Genomic DNA, 20622 nt, shown 5'->3' with positions numbered 1-20622 from the left:
GATCGTGATGAAAACACTGCTTTGGCTTTTTCTTCTCCCCGGGGACATGGTGCGCCAGAAACTCGGCATCACCGTCGAAGAGGATGGCGGGCTGATCCGCTCCTTCATCAACATGTGCGTCTGGGGGGCAGTCACGCTGATGATCGCGCTGAAATTCTATGGCTGAGAAGCCCGCGCCCATCGTCATCACCGCCAGGCCGGCGCAGCCGCGCACGCCGGCGGTGGAGATCTCGCCCGACGAGATCTCGCTGCTGGTCGACCGGTTCTACGCCGACATCAGGCGGCATCCGCGGCTGGGGCCGCTGTTCGAGGCCAGGCTCGCCGGCATCTGGGACATGCATCTCGAGCGGATGAACCGGTTCTGGCGCTCGGTGCTGCTGCATTCGGGTGAATATTCCGGCCAGCCGGTGGTCAAGCACAACGCCTTGCCTGATCTCGAGGAGGAGGACTTCCGGCTCTGGACCCAACAGTTCGAGCAAACGGCGGCGGCGCTGTTTGCGCCCGACACCGCTGCCGCGATCACGGTCATCGCCCGCCGCATCGCCCGCAGCCTCTGGCTCGCCCGCTTCGGCACGCCGTTCAACCAGGCCCCGGACTGGCTGGCTTAAGTATTGGGGACAGTTTACTTTTTAGGGCGGATCCCCAAAAAGCAAACTGTCCCCGATCTACTCCGACCTAGCGTTCCGGATCATTCTCCAGCCGGATCGGCTGGCCGTGCGGGGTGGCGTGGGCGGCGCGCTGCCAGGCGGCGGAGACCGCGTCGATCGAGCCGGGCTCGGCCACGCCCTTCTTGGCCAGCAACGCTTCGAGGGCTGCTAGCCAGTGCCGGTAATAGTCGCCGCCATCCTCCGCCGCGCCCGGCCGCGCCAGGTGCGCCGACAGTTCCGCTGCCCATTCGCTCCAGGAAAACAGGCCGCGCTCGTTGAGCGCCACCGCGAGCGCGAAGACCTGGGCCTGCCAGGGCTCGGCGAAGACCGGCGCGTTGGGGCCGCTGCCGGGCGGCAGGCGGAACGGCGCGCCGGACGACGCCGCCGGATCGCCGTCCGCACCCTGCCCCGGATCACGCGGGCTCAAGATAGCTCTCCCAGGCGTCGATCGACACGGTGAGCGCCGGATCGCCCCCCCTGCCCCACAATTCATGCCCGTCGAAGCAGACGGTGTAGACATGCTCCGGGTTCTCGCCCTTGCCGTGGGCGTTGGTGTCGGGGAAGACGAAGCCCTCGCGCACCGCCTCGATCGTTCCCAGCTTGCCGCGGGCGTAGCGCGGCAGCCGCGTGTGGCCGGTCGGGTGCTCGTTGATCGTGCGCACGCGGTCGCCCGTCCCGAAGCGCGGCGGGGCATCGACCGGGCGGTTGCACGGCCCGCCGCGGGCGAGCACGCGGGGCACATCGCCGGGTCTGAGCACCTGCTTGGGCTTGACGCCGGGCCAGAGCGGCCGGCCGCCCTCGATCTCCTCGGTGGCGACGAAGCCGTGGCGCTCGAGCAGGACTTCGAGCGCGCGGATCCAGATCTCGTAATAGCTCGCCGCATAATAGGTGGCCGGATGCAGGCTTTCGCGGGCGTGGCGGCTTTCGTCGAGGGTCCAGGCGCCGAGCGCGCCGGCGGCGAGCGTCACGCCCAGCGCGCGGCGCTCCCAGTCGGCGTGGAACACCGGCTCGGCCACTTCCGGGGCGACCGGGCCGAAGCCCATCTGTCCGCCGAGATCATGCGGGCCGTTCATGGCGCCGTCCCCGCCGTACCGGTGGCCGGCCACAGCACATCGGGCGACAGCGAGCCGGGCCTGAGCGGCAGGCCGGTGCCGATCATGCAATCGCGGGTGACGAGCCTGGCGAGCTCTTCCTCGCCGAGATCCGCGGTTTCCGCGGGCCGCATCGGCACCACCATGTAGCGCAGCTCGGCGGTGGAATCCCACACCCTTATGCGGGTCGTCTCCGGCAGCTTGAGGCCGAATTCGGCCAGCACGCCGCGCGGGTTGATCACCGCCTGGCTGCGGTAGGGCGGCGCCTTGTACCAGACCGGCGGCACGCCCAGCACCGTCCACGGGTAGCAGGAGCAGAGCGTGCAGACGATCAGATTATGGGTGTCCTCGGTGTTGAACACCGCCTGCATGTGCTCGCCCTGGCGGCCGGTGTAGCCGAGCGAGGCGATGGCCGCGGTGGCGTCGCGGGCGAGCCAGTCGGAAAACTCCGGATCGGCCCAGGCCCTGGCCACCACGCGGGCGCCGTTGCGGGGGCCGACCTTGTGCTCGTAGGTCTCGACGATGGCGTCGACGGCGGCCGGATCGATCAGCCCCTTTTCGGTAAGGATCGTCTCCAGCGCCCTGACGCGCGCGGCGAAGGGATCGAGCTCGTTGTCGTGGGGGTGGTCGTGCGGATGGTGGTGATCATGAGTCATGGCGCAAGGTTAGCCCGCGGCACCGCCGATCGCAATATCGGCCAGCGGGTTCCGGCCGCGCTTGCCAAGCCTTCGATCGGCAAAAAGGCATGGGGCCCGGCGCCCTACCGCAGCATCGGCCAGAGGCTCGCCACCAGCAGCACCGCCATGGTGATGTTGAACCATTTGAGCCGCAGCGGATCGGCGAGCCAGGTGCGCAGGGCCGAGCCGAAGCCGGCCCAGACGGCGACGCTGGGCATGTTGGTGAGCGTGAAGGCGATGCCCACGAGCAGCACCGTGACGGTGTGGTTGGCCGGATCGGTGTAGACCGCCATGGCGGTGACGGCCATCACCCAGGCCTTTGGGTTGACCCACTGGAAGGCCGCGGCCTGCAGCAGCGTCATCGGCGAGGCGCCCACCCTGCCGTCGGGCATGGCGCGCGACATGCCGATCTTCCAGGCGATGTAGACGAGATAGGCGCCGCCCAGGAACTTGAGCGCCGTGTAGAGCATGGGCGAGGTCGAAAGCAGCGCGCCCAGGCCGAAGCCCACGCCCAGCAGCAGCGTGAAGAAGCCCGCGCCGATACCCAGCATGTGCGGCAGCGTCCGGCGGACGCCGAAATTCACGCCGGAGGCGAACAACATCATGTTGTTCGGGCCCGGCGTCACCGAGGTGACGAAGGCGAACAGGACCAGCGACAGAAAGGTTTCCAGGATCATCTGCTTTCCCGCGGCCCTAATGCCGGCCCCTGCTTGATAAACGAGACGTGCGCGGAGACAATCAAATTGTCGTCATGCTCGCATTCGAAGATGTGATAGTCATCTTGCACAGGAGAACCGCATGAGCCTACCGCTTGCCTCAGCCACCTTCCCTGACGGACACACCGTCCCCGCCCTCGGTCTCGGCACCTGGCACATGGGCGAGAGCCGAAAGGAGGCGGCTGAGGAGATCCGGGCGCTGCAGGCGGGAATCGATTGCGGCATGACGCTGATCGACACGGCGGAAATGTATGCCTCAGGCGGCGCCGAGACGGTCACCGGCGAAGCGATCCGGGGCCGCCGCGACGAGGTGTTCCTGGTTTCCAAGGTGCTGCCGTCAAACGCCAGCCGCCAGGGCACGATCGCCGCCTGCGAGGCGAGCCTCAAGCGGCTTGGCACCGACCGGATCGATCTCTATCTCTTGCACTGGCCCGGCCGCCATCCGCTCAGCAAGACCGTCGAGGCCTTCGAGGAACTGCGCGCAGCCGGCAAGATCGCGCGCTGGGGCGTGTCCAATTTCGACCCGATCGCCATGCGCCAGCTCACGGCGCTGCCCGGCGGGCAGAACTGCGCCGCCAACCAGGTGCTGTACAATCTGTCGACGCGCGGCGTCGAATTCGACCTGATGCCGTGGATGGAAGACCGGGCGATGCCGCTGATGGCCTATTCGCCGCTCGACGAGGGACGGCTGATCCGCCATCCGGGGCTGGGCAGGATGGCGGGCCGGATGGGCGTCACGCCGGCGCAGCTCGCCCTCGCATTCCTGCTCGGCAAGGACGGCGTGATCGCCATTCCGAAATCGTCGAGCCCGGAGCGGGTGAAGGAAAACCGTGCGGCCGCCGAGATCGAGCTCACCCAAGAGCAGATCGCCGAACTCGACAGGATGTTTCCGCCGCCCCGCGCCCGCCAGCCGTTGCAGATGATCTGACCATCGCCGTCCAAGGCGCGGGATCATTGCCGTGCGAACGGCAAAGAGCCGCCGGAGACCCGGGATCTCCAGCAGCGCACTTGCATCTTCAGGATGGAACCGGGCGTCAGTTGAGGCACTTTTCCAGCAGTTCCGCATCGGGATATTTGGCGTCGGGGCCAAATTCGGCATAGCAGCCGGCAGTCCATTCATGGGCAGTGTTGTCCGGCACATTGGCGGCGCCGACAGGGCTCGCGCCGATCTTCAGGCCGATGGCGGCGGGCGCGGGACGCGCGGATTTCATCGAGCGGCCCTCGGCGTTGGCGCTGCCTGCGGCGGCAAGCATGAACCCCAGCGTAACGGCGGCGGTTGTCAGAACGATCTTTTTCATGTCTTTCTCCTCTCTCTGAGGTTGTCGCGTTGTTGCGATGAACCCTTTCTAGAGAGAGCAGCCTGAACCGACACCGAACGCCATGTTCATCTGGCGTTAACCATGTTTTTCACCCTTTTGCGGTCATGACGTGCGCGCTTGCGCGTCGGACGCCCGCGCCTGTCGAGGAGCGACGCGGGCGGTCCGGATCACATCCCCTGCGGGCCGCGGTTCATGGCGGCGATGCCGGTGCGGCAGATCTCGACCAGGCCGAGCGGGCGCATGATCGAGATGAACTGCTCGATCTTGGAGACGCGGCCGGTGATCTCGAAGATGAAATGCTCGGTGTTGGCGTCGATCACCTGGGCGCGGAAGGCGTCGGCGAGGCGGAGCGCCTCGACCCGGTTCTCGCCGGAGCCCGTGACCTTGACCAGCGCCAGTTCCCGCTCGAGCGGCTTGTCGTGGCCGAGTTCGTTGGAGCGCACGGTGAGATCGACCACGCGGTGGACCGGCACGATGCGCTCGAGCTGGGCCTTGACCTGTTCGAGCACGTTGGGGGTGGCGGTGGTGACGATGGTGATGCGCGACAGATGCGCCTCGTGCTCGGTCTCCGAGACCGTGAGGCTGTCGATGTTGTAGCCGCGGCCGGAAAACAGGCCGATGACCCGGGCGAGGACGCCCGGTTCGTTGTCGACCAGCACCGAGAGCGTATGGGTCTCGGGCCGGGCGGTCTCGGCGGCCATGAAATAGGCCGAACCGGTGGGCTGATGCTGCGCGTTCATGGAATCGGTTCCTTTCAAGGCCGCTCAGACGAGCGCCCGGCCCTTGGCGTCAATGGCGTTGGCGACGGCTTCGTCGGTGGCTTCGTCGGGCAGGAGCATCTCGTTGTGCGCCTTGCCCGAGGGGATCATCGGGAAGCAGTTGGCGAGGGCCGCCACGCGGCAGTCGAAGATCACCGGTCCGGGCGTGTCGATCATCTTCATGATCGCGTCGTCGAGATCGGCGGGCTTGTCGCAGCGCATGCCGGTGCCGCCATAGGCCTTGGCCAGCATGACGAAATCGGGCATCGACTCGGTGTAGGAATGCGACAGCCGGTTGCCATGCAGCAATTGCTGCCACTGCCTGACCATGCCCATGTACTGGTTGTTGAGGATGAAGATCTTGACCGGCAGGTTATACTGCACGGCGCAGGACATTTCCTGGATGCACATCTGGATCGAGGCATCGCCGGCGATGTCGATGACCAGGCTGTCGCGGTGCGCCACCTGGACGCCGATGGCCGCGGGGAAGCCGTAGCCCATGGTGCCGAGCCCGCCCGAGGTCATCCAGCGGTTGGGTTCCTCGAAACCGTAGAACTGCGCCGCCCACATCTGGTGCTGGCCCACTTCGGTGGTGATGTAGGTGTCGCGGTCCTTGGTCAGCTCGTAGAGCCGCTGGATCGCGTATTGCGGCATGATGACGTCGCGGTTTTCCGGATAGGCGAGCGAATTGCGGCCGCGCCACTTGCCGATCTGCTTCCACCAGCCTTCGAGCTGCGAGCGGTCGGTCTTCTTGGACGCGCGCCACAGCCGGACCATGTCCTCGAGCACATGGCCGATGTCGCCGACGATGCCGATGTCGGTGCGCACGTTCTTGTTGATCGAGGACGGATCGATGTCGATGTGGATCTTCTTGGAATGGGGCGAGAAGGCATCGAGGCGGCCGGTGATGCGGTCGTCGAAGCGGGCGCCGATGCAGAGCATGACGTCGCAATCATGCATCGCCATGTTGGCTTCATAGGTGCCGTGCATGCCGAGCATGCCCATCCAGCTCTTGCCCGAGGCCGGATAGGCGCCGAGGCCCATCAGCGTCGAGGTGATCGGGAAGCCGGTCAGGTCCACCAGTTCGCGCAGGAGCTGGCTGGCCTCGCGGCCGGAATTGACGACGCCGCCGCCCGAATAGATGATCGGCCGCTTCGCGGTGGCCATCAGCTCGATAGCCGCGCGGATCTTGTCGAGATCGCCCGAGAGTTTCGGCTGGTAGCTCTTCTGCGCGATCACCGGCGACGGCGGCGTGTAGATGCCGGTGGCGAACTGCACGTCCTTAGGCACGTCGACGACGACCGGGCCGGGACGGCCGGTGGTGGCGATGCGGAAGGCTTCATGGATGACGCGGGCGAGCTGGTTGACGTCCTTGACCAGCCAGTTGTGCTTGGTGCACGGCCGGGTGATGCCGACGGTGTCGCATTCCTGGAAGGCGTCGGAGCCGATCAGCGAGGTGGGAACCTGGCCGGTGATGCAGACGAGCGGGATCGAATCCATCAGCGCGTCCTGCAACGCGGTCACCACATTGGTGGCGCCCGGACCGGAGGTCACCAGAACGACGCCGGGCTTGCCGGTGGAGCGGGCATAGCCTTCGGCCATGTGGCCCGCGCCCTGTTCGTGGCGCACCAGGATGTGCTCGATGTCGTCCTGCTGGTGCAGTTCGTCATAGATCGGCAGCACCGCGCCGCCGGGATAGCCGAACATGTGCTTGACGCCGTTGTCTCTGAGCGCCTGCAAAACGATTTCCGCGCCTGTCATTTCCATTTGCTTGCCGGCCATTCGCCTGACCCCTTGTCCCGTCTGTTTTTCCTGGCTGCATAGCCCGGATTAAGCCATAAAAAAAGGCTCCTTCCGGAGCCTTGTGTCGCGCATGGGAGCTTTCGCCGGGTGGCTACGCCACCCTGCCCATGCGCGGTCTTACCACAATGAGATTTGCGATCTGTGTCATGACAGCTTTGGTATCGCCTGAAATGCATCGCGTCAACGGCTTAATTTCATCAATCGGGGGGATTTGATCCAAACCGGACGGGTCGGCAATACCCCATTAACCCCGAAATGCGATGGTGGCGCCATGGAGAACAGGCAAACCACGGACAGCGGCATGGCGTCACCGATCCCCGAGGCGGAGGACGAGCGTGACCGCCGTGGCACTTACGCGGCGGGAAACCGCCTGCTGGGCCGCGTGATCGGCTGCTCGGGATCGAAGGCGACCGTCAGCGCGCTGGCCGGCAAGGACGGCGGCGGCCTCGCCGAACTCTGGTCCGTGGGACGGCTGATCTCGATCTCGGTCGGGGCAAACCGCGTCGTGGCCCTGGTCTATTCGATGACGACCGCGTCGGCGTCCTGGTCGGATGCGGACGAGAACGTGATGCATATCGAGGTGGAGCTCGTGGGCGAGATCCATACCGGCGTGAGCGGCAAGACCGAATTTTCCGCCGGCATCTCGCAATATCCCTATCTCGGCGCCGTGGTTCACCGCATGCGCTCCTCCGACCTTGCGGTGATCTACGATCCGGGCGTCTCCGACACCGCCGTGATCGGCAGCCTGACGCAGGACCCGACGCTCGGCGCGCTCATCCATGTGCCGTCGCTCCTGTCGCGCCACTTCGCGGTGGTGGGCACCACCGGCGTGGGCAAGACCACCGCGGTGACGCTGCTCCTGCACAAGGCGCTGCAGGCCGACCCGTCGCTGCGGGTGCTGATCCTCGACCCGCACAACGAATTCGCCGCGGCGTTTCCGACCCAGTCGGTGGTCATCGACACGGATACGCTCGACCTGCCGTTCTGGCTGTTCAAGCTCGAGGAATTCACCGAGGTGCTGTTCCGCGGCCGGCCGCCGATCCCCGAAGAGATCGACGTGCTGCGCGACCTGATCCCGGAAGCCAAGCGCATGTTCAAGGGCTCGACCGACACGGCGCTGATCCGCCGCGGGCCGGAAAAGTCCTCGCTCACCGCCGACACGCCGGTGCCCTACCGGGTGGCCGACCTGATGGCGCTGATCGACGAGCGCATCGGCAAGCTCGAGGGCCGCAGCGAGAAGCCGCATCTCAGGTCGCTCAAGGTGCGCATCCAGGCCGCCATCAACGACCCGCGCTACGAATTCATGTTCTCGTCCAACACGATCCACGACACGATCCTGCAGACGATCAGCCACATCTTCCGCATTCCGGGCGACGGCAAGCCGGTGACCACGTTCCAGCTCTCGGGCATCCCCTCGGAAGTGGTCAATTCGGTGGCCTCGATCCTGTGCCGCATGGCGTTCGAGATCGCGCTGTGGAGCGCGGGCGGCGTGCGCATCCTGGTGGTCTGCGAAGAGGCCCACCGCTATGTCCCCGCCGATCCCAATCTCGGCTTCTTCCCGACACGGCAGGCGATTTCGCGCATCGCCAAGGAAGGCCGCAAATACGGCGTCAGCCTGGGGGTGATCACCCAGCGCCCGGGCGAGCTCGACCCGACGATCCTGTCGCAGTGCTCGACCGTGTTCGCCATGCGCCTGTCCAACGACCACGACCAGGACATCATCCGCTCGGCGATCCCGGATTCGTCGGCCTCGACCATGAGTTTTCTCTCCTCCATCGGCAATGGCGAGGCGATCGCCTTCGGCGAGGCCGTCGCGGTGCCGATGCGCATGATGTTCGAACGCGTGTCGGAAAACGTGCTGCCGCGCGCCAATTCGGGCCTGCAACCGGTTCACCGCGGCGATCCCAACGGCGTCGACCTGCGCAAGATCGTCATGCGGATGCGCCATATCGACGACAGCCCGAAGCCGCAGGCGCCGCAACATGTGCCGGGCCGGCCGCAAAGCGAGCAACTGCCGTCGATCGATCCGATGGACGAATTCGGCGCGGCCCCTGCCCGCCGCCGCTTCTCCGACCAGCCGGCCTATGCGCCGCCCGCGCCCGCCCCCGAACGCGGCTACGGCTACAACGAAGCCGCACCGGAAGCGGCACCCGCAGCACCCCGGCACGAGCTGAGCTCGCTCCGCTCCAGCCTGCTCAAGAAGCCGCTGTCGTCGCTGCTCAAGGACTAGGCCAGGTTCGCGTATTCCGCGGCATCGTCAAAGCCGGATACGGAAAAAAGTCGCTTTTTACACATAGCATTGTGTATAGTGAAAGCGGTGGATATGCGCTGACAGCGCATGGCGAACGGGAGTTGACGAACCACATGAAGCCCACATCTATAATTGTGCGCGCAGATTGGGATGACGAAGCAAGCGTTTGGGTCGCAAGCAGCAGCGACATAGAAGGCCTGTGCATCGAAGCGGATACGGTCGAGGCACTTGAGCCTAAGGTCCTTGCTGCCATTCATGATCTCTTGGAACTCAACGGAACTCGTTTCGAGACCCCGGAGATTCCGGTCCAGATCGTGGCCCAACACTCGGCCAGGATCCCGAATCCGTGCGTGTAATCCGCCATGGCGGGATTTCTCCGGGAACTGAAGGAACTGCTGGCGGCGGCGGGCTGCTTCTTTCACAGGAACGGCAGAGGCGATCACGAGATATGGTACAGCCCAATCACTAAGAGGTATTTCACGGTTGATTGCGGCACCAAATCCCGCCACACAGCTAACGAGACGCTCAAGCAGGCCGGGCTGCCTAAACACTTCTAGAGAATTTGGCCGAGAAAACCCAACGAAGCCGACGCGCGCCCCGCCTCAGGCGGCGCAGACGCGGTTGCGGCCCTGGCGCTTGGCCTCGTAGAGCTGCTTGTCGGCGCGGCGGTAGAGTTCCTCGCCGCTCTCCACGCCGTTCCAGATCGCCAGCCCGGCGCTGACCGTCACCTTCAGCGTGACGTTGCCGTTGCGGACATTGAGGTCGGCCACCGCCTGGCGGATGCGGTCGGACAGGTTGTAGAGCTGCCGTTCGGTGATGTTGGGCGACAGGATGGCGAATTCCTCGCCGCCCAGCCGGGCGACGACATCATGGTAGCGGGTGAAGATCTGCAGGCAGTCGGCGACCTGGCGCAGCACCTCGTCGCCGACATCGTGGCCATGGGTGTCGTTGACGCTCTTGAAGTGATCGAGGTCGAGGATGACCATGCCGATCGGCTTGTCGATCCGCCCGAAGGCGCTGAGATATTCGGTGAGCGCATCGTCGAAGTAGCGGCGGTTGTACATGCCGGTGAGCCCGTCGGTGACGGCGGCGTGCTCGAGCGATTGCGACCGCACCGACAGCGATTCCGTCATCTTCTGCAGCTTGCCGCGTTCGCGCAGCCCGCGCGACATGATCGGGTAGATCAGGAACACGCCGCACACCACCGACAGCACCGCCAGGACCGCGCCCATGAAGGCGAATTTCGCCGCCGTGTCGACGCCGCCGACGACAACGCCGCCCGTGGCGGCCGAAAACGCCAGCCACGAGAAGCCGCCGCCAAGGCCGACCAGGCCCATCAGCAGGAAGAAAAACAACTCGGCCTTGTGAAAGCGCATCGTCCCCAACTGTAATGCATTACGTTCAACGAATATAACGCCAACCCGTTATGTTTGATTTAACGCAATACCACGCATTTGGCGGCAATTCTAAACGTCAATTACCTCAGGTTGCATTCTCTCCCATCGCCCGTCCAACTGGTTCCGGAACCAGGTCATCTGCCGTTTGGCGTATTGCCGCGTGGCGGCGCTGGCGAGATCGACCGCCTCATCGAGCGAAATCCGGCCGGCGAGATGGGTCGCAAGCTGGCTCACGCCGATCGCCTTCATCGCCGGATGCTGGGGCGGGATGTCCATCGCCATCAACTGCCTGACCTCGTCGATTGCCCCGTCTTCGACCATCCTGGCGAAGCGCGCATTGATGCGCGCGTGCAAGACCTGCCGGTCGGGCTCGAGCACGATGCAGCGCGCGGTGAGCGGATCGACGATCTCGGCGCCGCTGCGGCCCTGGAATTCGAGGATCGACCGGCCGGTGGCGCGCACCACCTCGAGCGCACGCAGGATGCGCTGGCGGTCGGCCGGCCGCAGCCGCGCGGCCATCTCCGAGTCCAGTGCGGCAAGCTCGCGGTGCAGTGGCTCCACACCCCCGCTTTCGAGCCGGGCGCGCAGCTCCGTGCGGAGCGCGTCCGGGATCGCCGGCATGTCGGAGAGGCCGCCGGTCAACGCGCGGAAATAGAGCCCGGTGCCGCCGACCGCCACCGGAAGGGCGCCGCGGGAGCGAATGCCGGCGATCGCTTGCGTGGCCTGGTCGAGCCAGATGCCGGTGGAATAGGCGGTGGCGGGGGAGACATGGCCGTAGAGATGATGCGGGACGGCTTCGAGCTCGGACGCGCCGGGCCGCGCGGTCAGGCAGTCGAGCACGCCGTAGACCTGCATGGAATCGGCGTTGACGATCTCGCCGCCCAGATCGCGCGCCATCTCGAGCGCCAGCGCGGACTTGCCGCTGGCGGTCGGCCCGGCTATCAGAACGGCCGAGATGTCTTGTCGCCGGAGTTTTTGTTCCATGGCCCTCGTTGCCACGCTTATCGCCAATCCGTCAAATCCCGTTCTCTCCGAGGCGCTGGGCGAAGCGGCCTTTCGCGCTGTCGACGGCGCGGGGCTCTACTGGCTCGCCGACGGGGTGGCCTGCGACATCGCGCTCCGCGACGGAACCGACCCGGACACGGCGCTTGCCGCGCTCCGCGGCGTCATCGGCATCGCCGCCGTTGACGCGGCGGTGCAGGAGGCGGAGAGAAGGCGCAAGAAGATCCTCATCGCCGACATGGATTCCACCATGATCGGCCAGGAATGCATCGACGAGCTTGCCGCCGAGGTCGGACTCAAGGAGAAGGTCTCGGCGATCACCGCGCGGGCGATGAACGGCGAGATCGCCTTCGAGCCGGCGCTCAGGGAACGGGTCGGCCTGCTCAAGGGCCTGCCCGAGAGCGTGATCGCCGAGGTTCTTGCAAGCCGCATCACGCTCACGCCCGGCGGCCGCGAACTGGTGGCGACCATGCGGGCGCAGGGGCACTACACGGCGCTGGTCTCGGGCGGCTTCACCGCCTTCACCTCGGCGGTGGCGGGCATGCTCGGCTTCGACGAGAACCGCGCCAACATCCTCGAAAGCGACCAGGGCGTGCTGTCGGGCCTGGTGCGCGAGCCGATCCTCGGCAAGCAGGCCAAGGTCGACGCGCTCATCGACATCGCGGAGCGGCTGGGGCTCGATCCGTCGGACGCGATCGCGGTCGGCGACGGGGCCAACGATCTCGGCATGCTCGGCCTCGCGGGCGTCGGCGTGGCGCTGCACGCAAAACCATCGGTGGCGGCCGAGGCCGACATCCGCATCGACCATGGCGACCTGACGGCGCTGCTCTATCTGCAGGGCTACCGCCGCAGCGATTTCGTGACGTCATGAGACCGGACGCGATCCTCGCCACCGAGCGCCTGCGGATCCGGACCTGGGCCGACACCGAGGCGGACCGGGCCTTCTTCCACCGGGTCAATTCCGACGAACGGATGCTCGCCTTCTACCCGCACCGGCGCAGCCGCGCGGAGGCGGACGAGTTGTTCGACCTGATGCGGGCGCGCACCCGGGCCACCGGCATCGGCTGGGCGGTGGCGGAAGACCGGGAGACCGGCGCGCCGCTCGGCTTCACCGGGCTCGCGACCATCCGCGACGAGGAGGTGATCGGCGCGGGCGTGGAGATCGGCTGGCGCTACGTGCCCGAAGCCTGGGGCAAGGGGCTTGCCACGGAGGCGGCGCGGGCGCTGCTTGAGCATGGCTTCGACGAGATCGGGCTCGAGCGCATCGTCGCCTTCGCGGTGACCGACAACCACCCTTCCCTCGCCGTCATGCGCCGCATCGGCATGACCGCGCGGCCGGATCGCGATTTCGACCATCCGGGCGTGCCCGACACTATGCCGCATCTCAAGCGCCACGCGTTCTACGAAATTCTGGCAGGCGACAGGCGGCTTTAAGGCTCGCGCACCCCTCATGAAAAAGGCGGCCCGAAGGCCGCCCGATTGTCCTGCCGATTGCGGCCGGATCAGTCCATCCGCACCGTGACGAAGCGCAATTCGCCGGTGGGGCCGGCCAGCATCAGAAGCGCGTTGCGGCGGCCATCCTGCCGGAGCGCGTCGATCCGGTCGGCGACATCCTGCGGCGTCGACACGGTTTCCTGGGCGATCTCGACGATGACGTCGCCGGGTTCGATGCGCTTCTCGGCGGCGGCCGAGTCGGGATCTACCGCGGTGATCACCACGCCCGCCACATCCTCGGCGATGGAGAATTCCTGGCGGCCTTCGTCCGTGAGTTCGGCGACCGTCATGCCGAGAACGCTGACGGTTTCGGGCGCGTCCACTGCGCCGCCGCCGTCATCGGTGCCATCCTCGGCGCTGGCGTGTTCGTCGCTGTCCTCCAGCCGTCCGAGCGTCACCTTGACGGTCTGCTCCACGCCCTTGCGGATGACGACGACGTCGACCGCCTTGCCGACCGGGCTTTCGGCCACCACGCGCGGCAGGTCGCGCATCTCGTCGACATCGCGTCCGTCGAAGCGGATGATGACGTCGCCGGCCTCGATCGAGCCGTCGTCGACCGGACCGCCGCGGATGACGCCCGCGACCAGCGCGCCCTTGGCGTCCGCCATGCCCAGGCTTTCGGCGATGTCGTCGGTCACCGGCTGGATGCGCACGCCGAGCCAGCCGCGGCGGGTTTCGCCGAATTCGCGAAGCTGGTTGATGACGTTGAGCGCGAGTTCGGTCGGCACGGCGAAGCCGATGCCGATGGAGCCGCCCGACGGCGAGATGATCGCCGTGTTGATGCCGATGACCTCGCCGTTCATGTTGAACAGCGGCCCGCCGGAATTGCCGCGGTTGATGGCGGCGTCGGTCTGGATGAAATTGTCATAGGGTCCGGAATTGATGTCGCGGCCGCGCGCCGAGATGATGCCGACCGTCACGGTCCCGCCGAGGCCGAAGGGATTGCCGATCGCCATCACCCAGTCGCCGATGCGCATCGTGTCGGAATTGCCGAGCGGCACCTCGGTCAGCGGCTTGACCGGCGTCACCTTCAACACCGCGAGATCGGTCTTGGTGTCGGCGCCGACCAGTTCGGCCTTGAGCTTGGAGCCGTCGGCGAAATTGATCTCGATGTCGTCGGCGCCCTCGATGACGTGGTTGTTGGTGACGATGATGCCTTCCTCGGCGTCGATCACGAAGCCGGAGCCGAGCGAGGAGACCTTGCGGTTGAGCGGGCCCTCGCCGCCGCGATCCTGGAAGAACTCGTCGAAGAAATCCTGGAAGGGCGAGCCGTCCGGCGCCCGCATCTGCGGCTGGGTGCGGCCGCTGTCGACATTCTGCGAGGTGGAGATGTTGACCACCGCGTCGAGCAGGCCTTCGGCGAGGTCGGCCACCGAGGCGGGTCCGGAATTGGACTGCGCACGGGCCGGCAGCACCGCCGGCGAGGCCACCAGCATGGCGGCGGCAATCGCCGTTCTGACTGCGCGGAAGCGAATATTCCTCATCGGGACGGTCTCCTTGAACGACATGGGCTGGTCAGCATCTGACCTTAAATTATGGCGCAATTTCTGCAGGTCCAGTCACGGTTGCGGCGTGGGCGCGACCCGCGCCTCAAAGATGCCGCGCCAGATAGACGAGCCCCACCCCGATGGCGAGTGCCGCCACCCCGAACAGGCGCAGATGCTCGTCCCCGAGCCTGGGCAGTTCCTCCGCCATGCGGCGGATAAAGGAAGGGGCCAGCGCATAGGCCAGCCCCTCCACGACTAGGACAAGACCGACCGCCAGAAAGAAGGTGCTCACCGGCGGTCACCCTTCCCTCAGTTGGCCGGAACGGCGGGGTCCGCCGGTGCGGCAGCGTCCGCCGCCGGAGCGGCAGGAGCGGCCGGAGCCGCGCCTGCGGCGCTGCCCGTCCCCGACCTGGCCGCCGCATTGGCGCCCGAGGCACTGTTGAAGTAGCGGAAGAACTCCGAGGACGGCGACAACACCATGGTGGTGCCGGTGTCGGCGAGCGCCTGGCCATAGGCGTTCATCGAGCGGTAGAACTCGAAGAACTCCGGATCGCGCGAGAACGCCTCGGCGAAGATGGCGTTGCGTTCGCCGTCGCCCTCGCCTCGGATGATTTCCGCGTCGCGGGCGGCTTCCGAGACGATCTCGACGACCTGACGGTCGGCGATAGCGCGGATACGCTGCGCCGCCTCGTTGCCGCGGGCGCGGATCAGCTCGGCTTCGGCCAGACGTTCGGCCTTCATCCGCTCGAAGGTCTGCTGCGAGACTTCCTGGGTGAGGTCGGTGCGGCGGATGCGCACGTCATCGACGCGCAGACCGAGGGACTCGGCTTCCGGACGCAGTTGATCGCGGACTTCCTGCATCATCGAGGTGCGTTCTTCCGACAGCGCCGATTCAAACCCGCGCAGACCGTAGACGGTACGAAGCGCAGAGTTGAGACGGGTGCGGAGCCGGGATTCGGCCGAGACCAGGTCGCCCGACACCGTCTGGCGGAACCGCTTGGCGTCGGCGATCTTGTAGAGCACGAAGGCGTCGACTTCGTAGAACTTGCCGCCCGAGACCTGGACGCGGATGTTCTCGAGGTCGAAGCGGAGCACCCGGTCCTCGACATACTGCACCGTATCAGCGTCGATGAAGGCGAAGGGCAGCTTGAAGTAGAGGCCCGGTTCGGTCTTGACGTCCTGGATTTCACCGAAGCGGACGACGATGGCCTGCTCGCGTTCGTTGACGACGAAGATCGACGACCAGACGAGGAAGATGATGACGACCAGAAGGCCGATGATCAGAGGAAGACGATTGCCCATTAGTTGTTTCCTCCCGCATTCTTGCGGACTTCCGGCAGGGGCAGATAGGGCACCACTCCGGCGCCGCCGCCGTCCTGTTCGATGATGACCTTGTCGGATCCGCCGAGCACCTTTTCGAGGGTCTCGAGATAGAGACGCGAGCGGGTGACGTCGGGCGCCTTGGCGTATTCTTCATAGACCGAGAGGAAACGGCCCGCCTCACCGGTCGCCTCGTTGACGACGCGGTCCTTGTAGGCGGCGGCTTCTTCGCGAAGCTGGGCGCCTTCACCGCGGGCCTGGCCGAGCTTCTGGTTGGCGTACTGGTTGGATTCCTCGACGAAGCGGTCCTCGTCCTGCTCGGCGCGCTGCACCTCGTCAAAGGCGTCGGCCACCTCGCGCGGCGGCGCCGCGTCCTCGATCGACACCTGGTTGATGGCGATCCCCGACGGGAAGGCGTCCATGCCGGACTGGATGATGGTGCGCACCTCGGTGGCGATGGCTTCGCGGTTGTCGCGGAAAATGTCCTGCGCCGGCCTGCGGCCGACCACTTCGCGCATGGCGCTTTCGGCGACCTGGCGCAGCGTGTCCTCGGGACGGGCGAGATTGAACAGGAACGCCTTGGGATCCTGGACGGCATAGAGCAGCTTGAACTCGACGTCGACGATGTTCTGGTCGCCCGACAGCATCAGGCCGTCGCTCGACCCGGTGCGCGAGGAGCCGCCAGTGCTCATTTCGCGCTCGACGATGGTGGCCATCTCGACGGTTTCGAACGGCCAGAAAACCATGTGCAGGCCCGGAAGCGAAATCTCTTCCTTGGGCTTTCCAAAGCGCAGCTCGACGCCGCGCTCGTCCGGCTGGACGGTGTAGACGGCCTGCATCAGCCACAGGCCGACGAGGCCGAGCACGACCAGGCCGACGATCAGCTTGGTGCTGGCCGAGCCGGGACCGCCGCCGCCCGGAAGCACTTCGCGCAGCTTGTCCTGGCCGCGCCGGATCAGTTCCTCAAGGTCTGGCGGATTGCCGCCGCCGCGCGGCGGCTGGGGGCCCTTGCCCCACGGTCCCTGATTGTTACCTCCACCGCCGCCGCCCCATGGACCGCCGCCGCCTCCGTTTTGATTGCTCCAGGGCATCAAGACCTCTTTCCAAACCGTGTTATGGCGCGGTCCGGACAGATTTCCGGAGCACGCACGCTGAAGACGTTATAGGTATGGTATCCCCGGCTTTCAACGCGGCAATGTGCGTTCGCTCCCCGATTGGGCATTATTCCGGTCGAATTGTCGCGGCCGGCGGCGCCAGACGGCGAAACGGACGGAATGGCTGTCTTTTTCGGTTCTGACGGGATCGGACAGGCTGAGCTTCTGCCACTTTGTCGAATCGATCTCAGGGAAGACCGTGTCGCCGTCGATGTCGGCGTCCACTTCGGTGAGGAGGAGTTCGTCGGCGAAGACTATTGCCTGCGCATAGATCTCGCCGCCGCCGATCACTGAGACCTGGCGCGCGCCGGATTGCCGCGCATGGTCGCGGGCAAGCCCGATCGCGGCCTCGAGACTGGCGGCCGTCTCGACCCCGTCGGCGGAAAAGCCCGAGCGCGTGACCACGATGTTGGCCCGGCCGGGCAGCGGCCGGCCGATGGACAGGAAGGTCTTGCGGCCCATGATCACCGGCGTGCCGAGCGTGGCCGCCTTGAAATGGCGGAGGTCGGACGGCAGCCGCCAGGGCATGTCGCCGTCCCGGCCGATCACCCCGTTCCTGGCATGGGCCGCGACCAGCACGATCTCGATGTCGGGCGTCGCGCCGGGCTGTTGCTGAGCCATCGCGCCGGTCACACCGCGATCGGGGCGGAGATCGCCGGGTGCGGATCGTAGCCCTCGAGGCTGAAATCCTCATAGACGAAGGCGAACAGGTCGGTGACCGCGGGGTTGAGGCGCATCACCGGAAGCGCGCGCGGCTCACGCGAGAGCTGCAGATGCGCCTGGTCGACATGGTTGCTGTAGAGATGCGCGTCGCCCAGCGTGTGGACGAAATCGCCAGGCTTGAGCCCGGTCACCTGCGCCACCATCAGCGTCAGCAACGCATAGGAGGCGATGTTGAAGGGCACCCCCAGGAAGATGTCGGCCGAGCGCTGGTAGAGCTGGCAGGAGAGTTTTCCGTTGGCCACATAGAACTGGAACAGGCAATGGCACGGCGGCAGCGCCATGTCGTCGACCTCCGCCGGGTTCCAGGCGGTGACGATGTGGCGGCGCGACGTGGGCTTGGCCCTGATCTGCGCCAGCACGCCGGCGATCTGGTCGATGGTGGTTCCGTCCGGGCCGGGCCAGGAGCGCCATTGCGCGCCGTAGACCGGGCCCAGATCGCCGTTTTCGTCGGCCCATTCGTCCCAGATCGAGACGCCGTTGGCTTTCAGATAGGCGATGTTGGTGTCGCCCCTGAGGAACCACAGGAGCTCGTGGATGATCGAGCGAAGATGCAGCTTCTTGGTGGTGAGCGCGGGAAAGCCCTCCGCCAGGTCGAACCGCATCTGGTGGCCGAAGATGCTGCGCGTGCCGGTGCCGGTGCGGTCGTCGCGGTCCGTTCCCTTGTCGAGAACCAGACGGAGAAGGTCGTGATACTGCTGCATGGAAGCCGCTTTTTTGATTCGATGGATGTCGATCCTAGCCGAGTTTGGCGCGGGATCGAAAACTTTGCGCGGTTCTGGACCGCCATTCCGCACAGGCGTTCGCGCGTCCGGCGGTCGGCTTCACGCATTGCCCCTTTCCATTCGCGTCCGCGCTCCCTATATTGGGTGTGCTGCGCAAGCAGCTATGACAATAAACGAGCGTTGAAATAAACCAATCGGACCCGGGGGCGGTACCCGGCGCCTCCACCATGATCCGGCCATCGGGCCACACCGGCCACACGGCCGGATGATGATGGGGGCGAAACAGGATTGACGAGGGTGTAAAGAGCGACTTTTTGTTCGGCATTGTACCACCGTTATCGGGCTAAACTTGTAGTTGCAAACGACAACTATGCGGAAGCTCGTCTCGCTGCTTAATTGCGGTGTGACACTTCAAACTAAGTCCTAGGGGGTCGCACTTCTAGGCGGGGTTCGGAGGTACCTGGCAACAGAAACCTCCATTTTTCCCGAACTTGCAGCCGCCGGCGGAACCCATTCATTCACCGCCTTGTTGGATAATCGGAGCCTTTTGTTGCGAATTGCCCTATAAGTGACGCGGTCGTGGGTGCTTTGGAGCTTTCGATCGCAACTCCGCTTTCAAGCTCGCGGGGTTTCCGGTTATAAAGACCAGTGAATCGCAGGCTTGTCATCGCCTTCGACAATGAGAGTTGGCTTCGGACTCGCACGTGACGCCGGGCCCAGACAGGAAAGATCGCGCATATGCCGCAAGACCACATCCGATACGACATTCTTGCCCAGGACGCGTTGCGCGGCGTGATCCGCAAGGTGCTGTCCGAGGTGGCTGTGACAGGGTACCTGCCGGGCGATCATCATTTCTTCATCACCTTCCTCACCGAAGCGCCGGGCGTGCGGATCTCGACCGCGCTCAAGGAGCGCTATCCGGAGCAGATGACCATCGTCGTGCAGCACCAGTTCTGGGATCTCAAGGTCACGGAATCGCTGTTCGAGATCGGCCTGTCCTTCTCCGACAAGCCGGAGAAGCTGGTGGTGCCGTTCGCGGCGATCCGCGGGTTCTATGATCCCTCGGTCAATTTCGAGCTCGAATTCGACACCGTCCTCGAACACGCCGCCAATGACGGCGGCGACATCGAGGATGACGAGCGCGCGGATCTGGCGAGCACGATCGACCGGCTGGTCGAGCCCGCCGTCAAGTCCGAGACCGCGGCCAGGACCGAGGGCGCCGACGGCGATCCGGCGCCGGGCGGCGACAAGAAGCCGGGCGCCGACGTCGTCTCGCTCGATTCCTTCCGCAAGAAGAACTGACGGGCGCCTGCCGTGAGCGGCGATGTGGTCAATCTGCGCCTGGCCCGCAAGCGCCGCGACCGCGCCGCCAGGGAAGCCGAGGCCGAGCGCAACCGGTTTGAACACGGCCGCTCGAAGGCAGAGCGCGACCTCGCCCGCGCCCGCAACGACAAGGCCGTGCGCGACCACGACGCCTCGCGCCGCGAGCCCGGCCCCGAGACCGGTAAGGACGACGGCTGAGCCATGGCGGGCTCGCAGATGCGCAAGCACTCCGTCAGCATCCGCGGCCACCGCACCAGCATCACCCTCGAAGACGCCTTCATGGACGCGCTGCGGCAGATGGCCGGTGAGCGCGGCCTGGCGCTCGCGGCCCTGATCGCCGAGATCGACGCTTCCCAGGCGACGCCGGGCAACCTGTCCTCGGCGCTGCGCCTGGCCGTGCTCGACTGGGCGCTGGCCGGCCGGACGCCGTCCGCGACACCGCCCCAATCCTGAGAGGCGCGCCGCCGGTCCCGCGACGGACGCCGCCGCGCTTGCAAGCTGCCTTGGGGGCATCAGCGGCTGGTCAGCCGTCGGGCGCGATCAGGCTGCGGATCGGGTCGTCGACCCCGGGCAGATCCTCGAACTGCAGATCGGGAACGTCCTCGAACAGGGTTCCATTGGTGATCGACGAGGGCGGATCGGCCGGCGGCTCCGGCAGGGCCCGCCTTTCCACGGCGGACGGCGCGTCGAGCGCGCGCTGGCGGGCCGCCTCCTCGGCGGCCTGTTGCGCGGCCGCGG

General features: G+C 66.1%; 27 protein-coding genes and 1 other RNA gene. 12 read left to right on the top strand and 16 right to left on the bottom strand.

The features are described 5' to 3' along the window. The first annotated feature begins 7 nt into the window (after positions 1 to 7). Positions 8 to 166, top strand: coding sequence for a hypothetical protein (locus LL06_RS27960; RefSeq protein ID WP_162835376.1), 159 nt, complete (start codon positions 8 to 10; stop codon positions 164 to 166). Then, entirely contained in the window at positions 159 to 608 is a 450-nt protein-coding gene (locus LL06_RS14350; RefSeq protein ID WP_052161582.1) for a group III truncated hemoglobin, read from the top strand. Before LL06_RS27960 ends, LL06_RS14350 begins: the two co-directional genes overlap by 8 nt. Before the next feature lie 67 nt (positions 609 to 675). On the opposite strand, the gene LL06_RS14345 is transcribed toward LL06_RS14350, so the two are convergent. The 4 genes from LL06_RS14345 to LL06_RS14330 all read right to left on the bottom strand — a co-directional run bounded on the left by LL06_RS14345 (position 676) and on the right by LL06_RS14330 (position 3092). Next, complete coding sequence (locus LL06_RS14345) at positions 676 to 1005, bottom strand: nitrile hydratase accessory protein (protein ID WP_035528198.1); 330 nt, start codon at positions 1003 to 1005, stop codon at positions 676 to 678. 55 nt (positions 1006 to 1060) lie between these two features. Beyond that, positions 1061 to 1720 (bottom strand): nitrile hydratase subunit beta, encoded by a 660-nt coding sequence (gene nthB / locus LL06_RS14340; protein ID WP_035528114.1) that lies wholly within the window; start codon positions 1718 to 1720, stop codon positions 1061 to 1063. Then, complete coding sequence (nthA, locus tag LL06_RS14335; RefSeq protein ID WP_035528113.1) at positions 1717 to 2394, bottom strand: nitrile hydratase subunit alpha; 678 nt, start codon at positions 2392 to 2394, stop codon at positions 1717 to 1719. Before nthA ends, nthB begins: the two co-directional genes overlap by 4 nt. Positions 2395 to 2498: 104 nt before the next feature. Next, on the bottom strand, positions 2499 to 3092 hold the full coding sequence (locus LL06_RS14330) for a LysE family translocator (protein WP_035528110.1): 594 nt from the start codon (positions 3090 to 3092) through the stop codon (positions 2499 to 2501). A 121-nt stretch (positions 3093 to 3213) separates the two neighbouring features. On the opposite strand from LL06_RS14330, the gene LL06_RS14325 reads away from it, so the two are divergent. Then, positions 3214 to 4059: an aldo/keto reductase gene (locus tag LL06_RS14325; RefSeq protein ID WP_035528108.1), complete on the top strand. Its 846-nt coding sequence runs from the start codon at positions 3214 to 3216 to the stop codon at positions 4057 to 4059. Positions 4060 to 4165: 106 nt separating this feature from the next. On the opposite strand, the gene LL06_RS14320 is transcribed toward LL06_RS14325, so the two are convergent. From LL06_RS14320 to LL06_RS14310, 3 genes are all read right to left on the bottom strand, one after another. Continuing rightward, on the bottom strand, positions 4166 to 4429 hold the full coding sequence (locus LL06_RS14320) for a hypothetical protein (protein ID WP_035528106.1): 264 nt from the start codon (positions 4427 to 4429) through the stop codon (positions 4166 to 4168). Between the two features lie 188 nt (positions 4430 to 4617). Then, positions 4618 to 5190, bottom strand: coding sequence for an acetolactate synthase small subunit (ilvN, locus tag LL06_RS14315; RefSeq protein WP_035528104.1), 573 nt, complete (start codon positions 5188 to 5190; stop codon positions 4618 to 4620). Positions 5191 to 5214: 24 nt separating this feature from the next. Then, positions 5215 to 6990, bottom strand: coding sequence for an acetolactate synthase 3 large subunit (locus LL06_RS14310; protein WP_035528102.1), 1776 nt, complete (start codon positions 6988 to 6990; stop codon positions 5215 to 5217). A gap of 322 nt (positions 6991 to 7312) precedes the next feature. Here LL06_RS14310 and LL06_RS14305 point away from each other — a divergent pair, with 322 nt between their 5' ends. From LL06_RS14305 to LL06_RS28250, 3 genes are all read left to right on the top strand, one after another. After that, on the top strand, positions 7313 to 9241 hold the full coding sequence (locus LL06_RS14305; RefSeq protein ID WP_035528100.1) for an ATP-binding protein: 1929 nt from the start codon (positions 7313 to 7315) through the stop codon (positions 9239 to 9241). A gap of 134 nt (positions 9242 to 9375) precedes the next feature. Next, complete coding sequence (locus LL06_RS14300; RefSeq protein WP_035528096.1) at positions 9376 to 9618, top strand: DUF1902 domain-containing protein; 243 nt, start codon at positions 9376 to 9378, stop codon at positions 9616 to 9618. A gap of 6 nt (positions 9619 to 9624) precedes the next feature. Further along, positions 9625 to 9819 carry a type II toxin-antitoxin system HicA family toxin gene (locus tag LL06_RS28250; RefSeq protein WP_035528093.1) on the top strand — a complete coding sequence of 65 codons (195 nt, stop codon included), beginning with the start codon at positions 9625 to 9627 and terminating at the stop codon, positions 9817 to 9819. Between the two features lie 45 nt (positions 9820 to 9864). Here the strand turns inward: LL06_RS28250 and LL06_RS14290 are convergent, their stop codons facing one another. Both LL06_RS14290 and miaA read right to left on the bottom strand, forming a co-directional pair. Then, the gene (locus LL06_RS14290) at positions 9865 to 10638 is read right to left on the bottom strand and encodes a GGDEF domain-containing protein (RefSeq protein ID WP_035528090.1); all 774 of its coding nucleotides are present in this window, start codon (positions 10636 to 10638) and stop codon (positions 9865 to 9867) included. 90 nt (positions 10639 to 10728) lie between these two features. Then, complete coding sequence (gene miaA, locus LL06_RS14285; RefSeq protein WP_035528087.1) at positions 10729 to 11643, bottom strand: tRNA (adenosine(37)-N6)-dimethylallyltransferase MiaA; 915 nt, start codon at positions 11641 to 11643, stop codon at positions 10729 to 10731. Here miaA and serB point away from each other — a divergent pair. Both serB and LL06_RS14275 read left to right on the top strand, forming a co-directional pair. Beyond that, the gene (gene serB / locus LL06_RS14280; RefSeq protein ID WP_035528084.1) at positions 11642 to 12532 is read left to right on the top strand and encodes a phosphoserine phosphatase SerB; all 891 of its coding nucleotides are present in this window, start codon (positions 11642 to 11644) and stop codon (positions 12530 to 12532) included. The two genes, miaA and serB, sit on opposite strands and share 2 nt — an antisense overlap. Then, positions 12529 to 13095, top strand: coding sequence for a GNAT family N-acetyltransferase (locus tag LL06_RS14275; protein WP_035528079.1), 567 nt, complete (start codon positions 12529 to 12531; stop codon positions 13093 to 13095). The genes serB and LL06_RS14275 overlap by 4 nt, the downstream gene beginning before the upstream one ends. 68 nt (positions 13096 to 13163) lie before the next feature. Here LL06_RS14275 and LL06_RS14270 read toward each other — a convergent pair whose 3' ends face one another. The 6 genes from LL06_RS14270 to LL06_RS14245 form a co-directional block, all read right to left on the bottom strand. Beyond that, positions 13164 to 14591 (bottom strand): DegQ family serine endoprotease, encoded by a 1428-nt coding sequence (locus LL06_RS14270; RefSeq protein ID WP_244447139.1) that lies wholly within the window; start codon positions 14589 to 14591, stop codon positions 13164 to 13166. A 154-nt stretch (positions 14592 to 14745) separates the two neighbouring features. Beyond that, positions 14746 to 14934: a DUF2065 family protein gene (locus LL06_RS14265; RefSeq protein WP_035528076.1), complete on the bottom strand. Its 189-nt coding sequence runs from the start codon at positions 14932 to 14934 to the stop codon at positions 14746 to 14748. Positions 14935 to 14951: 17 nt separating this feature from the next. Next, on the bottom strand, positions 14952 to 15944 hold the full coding sequence (locus LL06_RS14260) for a protease modulator HflC (RefSeq protein ID WP_035528074.1): 993 nt from the start codon (positions 15942 to 15944) through the stop codon (positions 14952 to 14954). Beyond that, entirely contained in the window at positions 15944 to 17053 is a 1110-nt protein-coding gene (gene hflK / locus LL06_RS14255) for an FtsH protease activity modulator HflK (protein ID WP_035528193.1), read from the bottom strand. The genes LL06_RS14260 and hflK overlap by 1 nt, the downstream gene beginning before the upstream one ends. A 93-nt stretch (positions 17054 to 17146) precedes the next feature. Then, positions 17147 to 17737 carry a dihydrofolate reductase gene (locus LL06_RS14250; protein ID WP_052161585.1) on the bottom strand — a complete coding sequence of 197 codons (591 nt, stop codon included), beginning with the start codon at positions 17735 to 17737 and terminating at the stop codon, positions 17147 to 17149. Positions 17738 to 17745: 8 nt separating this feature from the next. After that, positions 17746 to 18540 (bottom strand): thymidylate synthase, encoded by a 795-nt coding sequence (locus LL06_RS14245; protein ID WP_035528071.1) that lies wholly within the window; start codon positions 18538 to 18540, stop codon positions 17746 to 17748. A gap of 130 nt (positions 18541 to 18670) precedes the next feature. Between LL06_RS14245 and ssrA the strand changes: the two genes are divergently transcribed. The 4 genes from ssrA (at position 18671) to LL06_RS14230 (ending at position 20337) form a co-directional block, all read left to right on the top strand. Next, positions 18671 to 19042: a transfer-messenger RNA gene (gene ssrA, locus LL06_RS26890) on the top strand. 257 nt (positions 19043 to 19299) lie between these two features. Next, on the top strand, positions 19300 to 19863 hold the full coding sequence (locus tag LL06_RS14240) for an SspB family protein (RefSeq protein WP_035528068.1): 564 nt from the start codon (positions 19300 to 19302) through the stop codon (positions 19861 to 19863). Between the two features lie 12 nt (positions 19864 to 19875). Continuing rightward, complete coding sequence (locus tag LL06_RS14235; protein WP_035528065.1) at positions 19876 to 20082, top strand: DUF4169 family protein; 207 nt, start codon at positions 19876 to 19878, stop codon at positions 20080 to 20082. 3 nt (positions 20083 to 20085) lie between these two features. Beyond that, entirely contained in the window at positions 20086 to 20337 is a 252-nt protein-coding gene (locus LL06_RS14230) for a ribbon-helix-helix domain-containing protein (protein ID WP_035528062.1), read from the top strand. Between the two features lie 70 nt (positions 20338 to 20407). On the opposite strand, the gene LL06_RS27680 is transcribed toward LL06_RS14230, so the two are convergent. Next, the coding region (locus LL06_RS27680; RefSeq protein WP_035528059.1) for a hypothetical protein at positions 20408 to 20622 on the bottom strand (215 nt) is incomplete at its 5' end.

It is taken from the genome of Hoeflea sp. BAL378 (assembly GCF_000759435.1).
Lineage (GTDB): Bacteria > Pseudomonadota > Alphaproteobacteria > Rhizobiales > Rhizobiaceae > Hoeflea.
The sequence above is the reverse complement of the archived record's forward strand: the minus strand, read 5'-3'. Positions and strand labels throughout refer to the sequence as shown.

Coding starts and splice junctions, on each gene's coding strand:
- LL06_RS27960 (WP_162835376.1), top strand. CDS start 8: ATGAAAACACTGCTTTGGCTTTTTCTTCTCCCCGGGGACATGGTGCGC.
- LL06_RS14350 (WP_052161582.1), top strand. CDS start 159: ATGGCTGAGAAGCCCGCGCCCATCGTCATCACCGCCAGGCCGGCGCAG.
- nthB (WP_035528114.1), bottom strand. CDS start 1,720: ATGAACGGCCCGCATGATCTCGGCGGACAGATGGGCTTCGGCCCGGTC.
- nthA (WP_035528113.1), bottom strand. CDS start 2,394: ATGACTCATGATCACCACCATCCGCACGACCACCCCCACGACAACGAG.
- LL06_RS14330 (WP_035528110.1), bottom strand. CDS start 3,092: ATGATCCTGGAAACCTTTCTGTCGCTGGTCCTGTTCGCCTTCGTCACC.
- LL06_RS14325 (WP_035528108.1), top strand. CDS start 3,214: ATGAGCCTACCGCTTGCCTCAGCCACCTTCCCTGACGGACACACCGTC.
- LL06_RS14320 (WP_035528106.1), bottom strand. CDS start 4,429: ATGAAAAAGATCGTTCTGACAACCGCCGCCGTTACGCTGGGGTTCATG.
- ilvN (WP_035528104.1), bottom strand. CDS start 5,190: ATGAACGCGCAGCATCAGCCCACCGGTTCGGCCTATTTCATGGCCGCC.
- LL06_RS14310 (WP_035528102.1), bottom strand. CDS start 6,990: ATGGCCGGCAAGCAAATGGAAATGACAGGCGCGGAAATCGTTTTGCAG.
- LL06_RS14305 (WP_035528100.1), top strand. CDS start 7,313: ATGGCGTCACCGATCCCCGAGGCGGAGGACGAGCGTGACCGCCGTGGC.
- LL06_RS14300 (WP_035528096.1), top strand. CDS start 9,376: ATGAAGCCCACATCTATAATTGTGCGCGCAGATTGGGATGACGAAGCA.
- LL06_RS28250 (WP_035528093.1), top strand. CDS start 9,625: ATGGCGGGATTTCTCCGGGAACTGAAGGAACTGCTGGCGGCGGCGGGC.
- LL06_RS14290 (WP_035528090.1), bottom strand. CDS start 10,638: ATGCGCTTTCACAAGGCCGAGTTGTTTTTCTTCCTGCTGATGGGCCTG.
- serB (WP_035528084.1), top strand. CDS start 11,642: ATGGCCCTCGTTGCCACGCTTATCGCCAATCCGTCAAATCCCGTTCTC.
- miaA (WP_035528087.1), bottom strand. CDS start 11,643: ATGGAACAAAAACTCCGGCGACAAGACATCTCGGCCGTTCTGATAGCC.
- LL06_RS14275 (WP_035528079.1), top strand. CDS start 12,529: ATGAGACCGGACGCGATCCTCGCCACCGAGCGCCTGCGGATCCGGACC.
- LL06_RS14270 (WP_244447139.1), bottom strand. CDS start 14,591: ATGCTGGTGGCCTCGCCGGCGGTGCTGCCGGCCCGTGCGCAGTCCAAT.
- LL06_RS14260 (WP_035528074.1), bottom strand. CDS start 15,944: ATGGGCAATCGTCTTCCTCTGATCATCGGCCTTCTGGTCGTCATCATC.
- hflK (WP_035528193.1), bottom strand. CDS start 17,053: ATGCCCTGGAGCAATCAAAACGGAGGCGGCGGCGGTCCATGGGGCGGC.
- LL06_RS14250 (WP_052161585.1), bottom strand. CDS start 17,737: ATGGCTCAGCAACAGCCCGGCGCGACGCCCGACATCGAGATCGTGCTG.
- LL06_RS14245 (WP_035528071.1), bottom strand. CDS start 18,540: ATGCAGCAGTATCACGACCTTCTCCGTCTGGTTCTCGACAAGGGAACG.
- LL06_RS14240 (WP_035528068.1), top strand. CDS start 19,300: ATGCCGCAAGACCACATCCGATACGACATTCTTGCCCAGGACGCGTTG.
- LL06_RS14230 (WP_035528062.1), top strand. CDS start 20,086: ATGGCGGGCTCGCAGATGCGCAAGCACTCCGTCAGCATCCGCGGCCAC.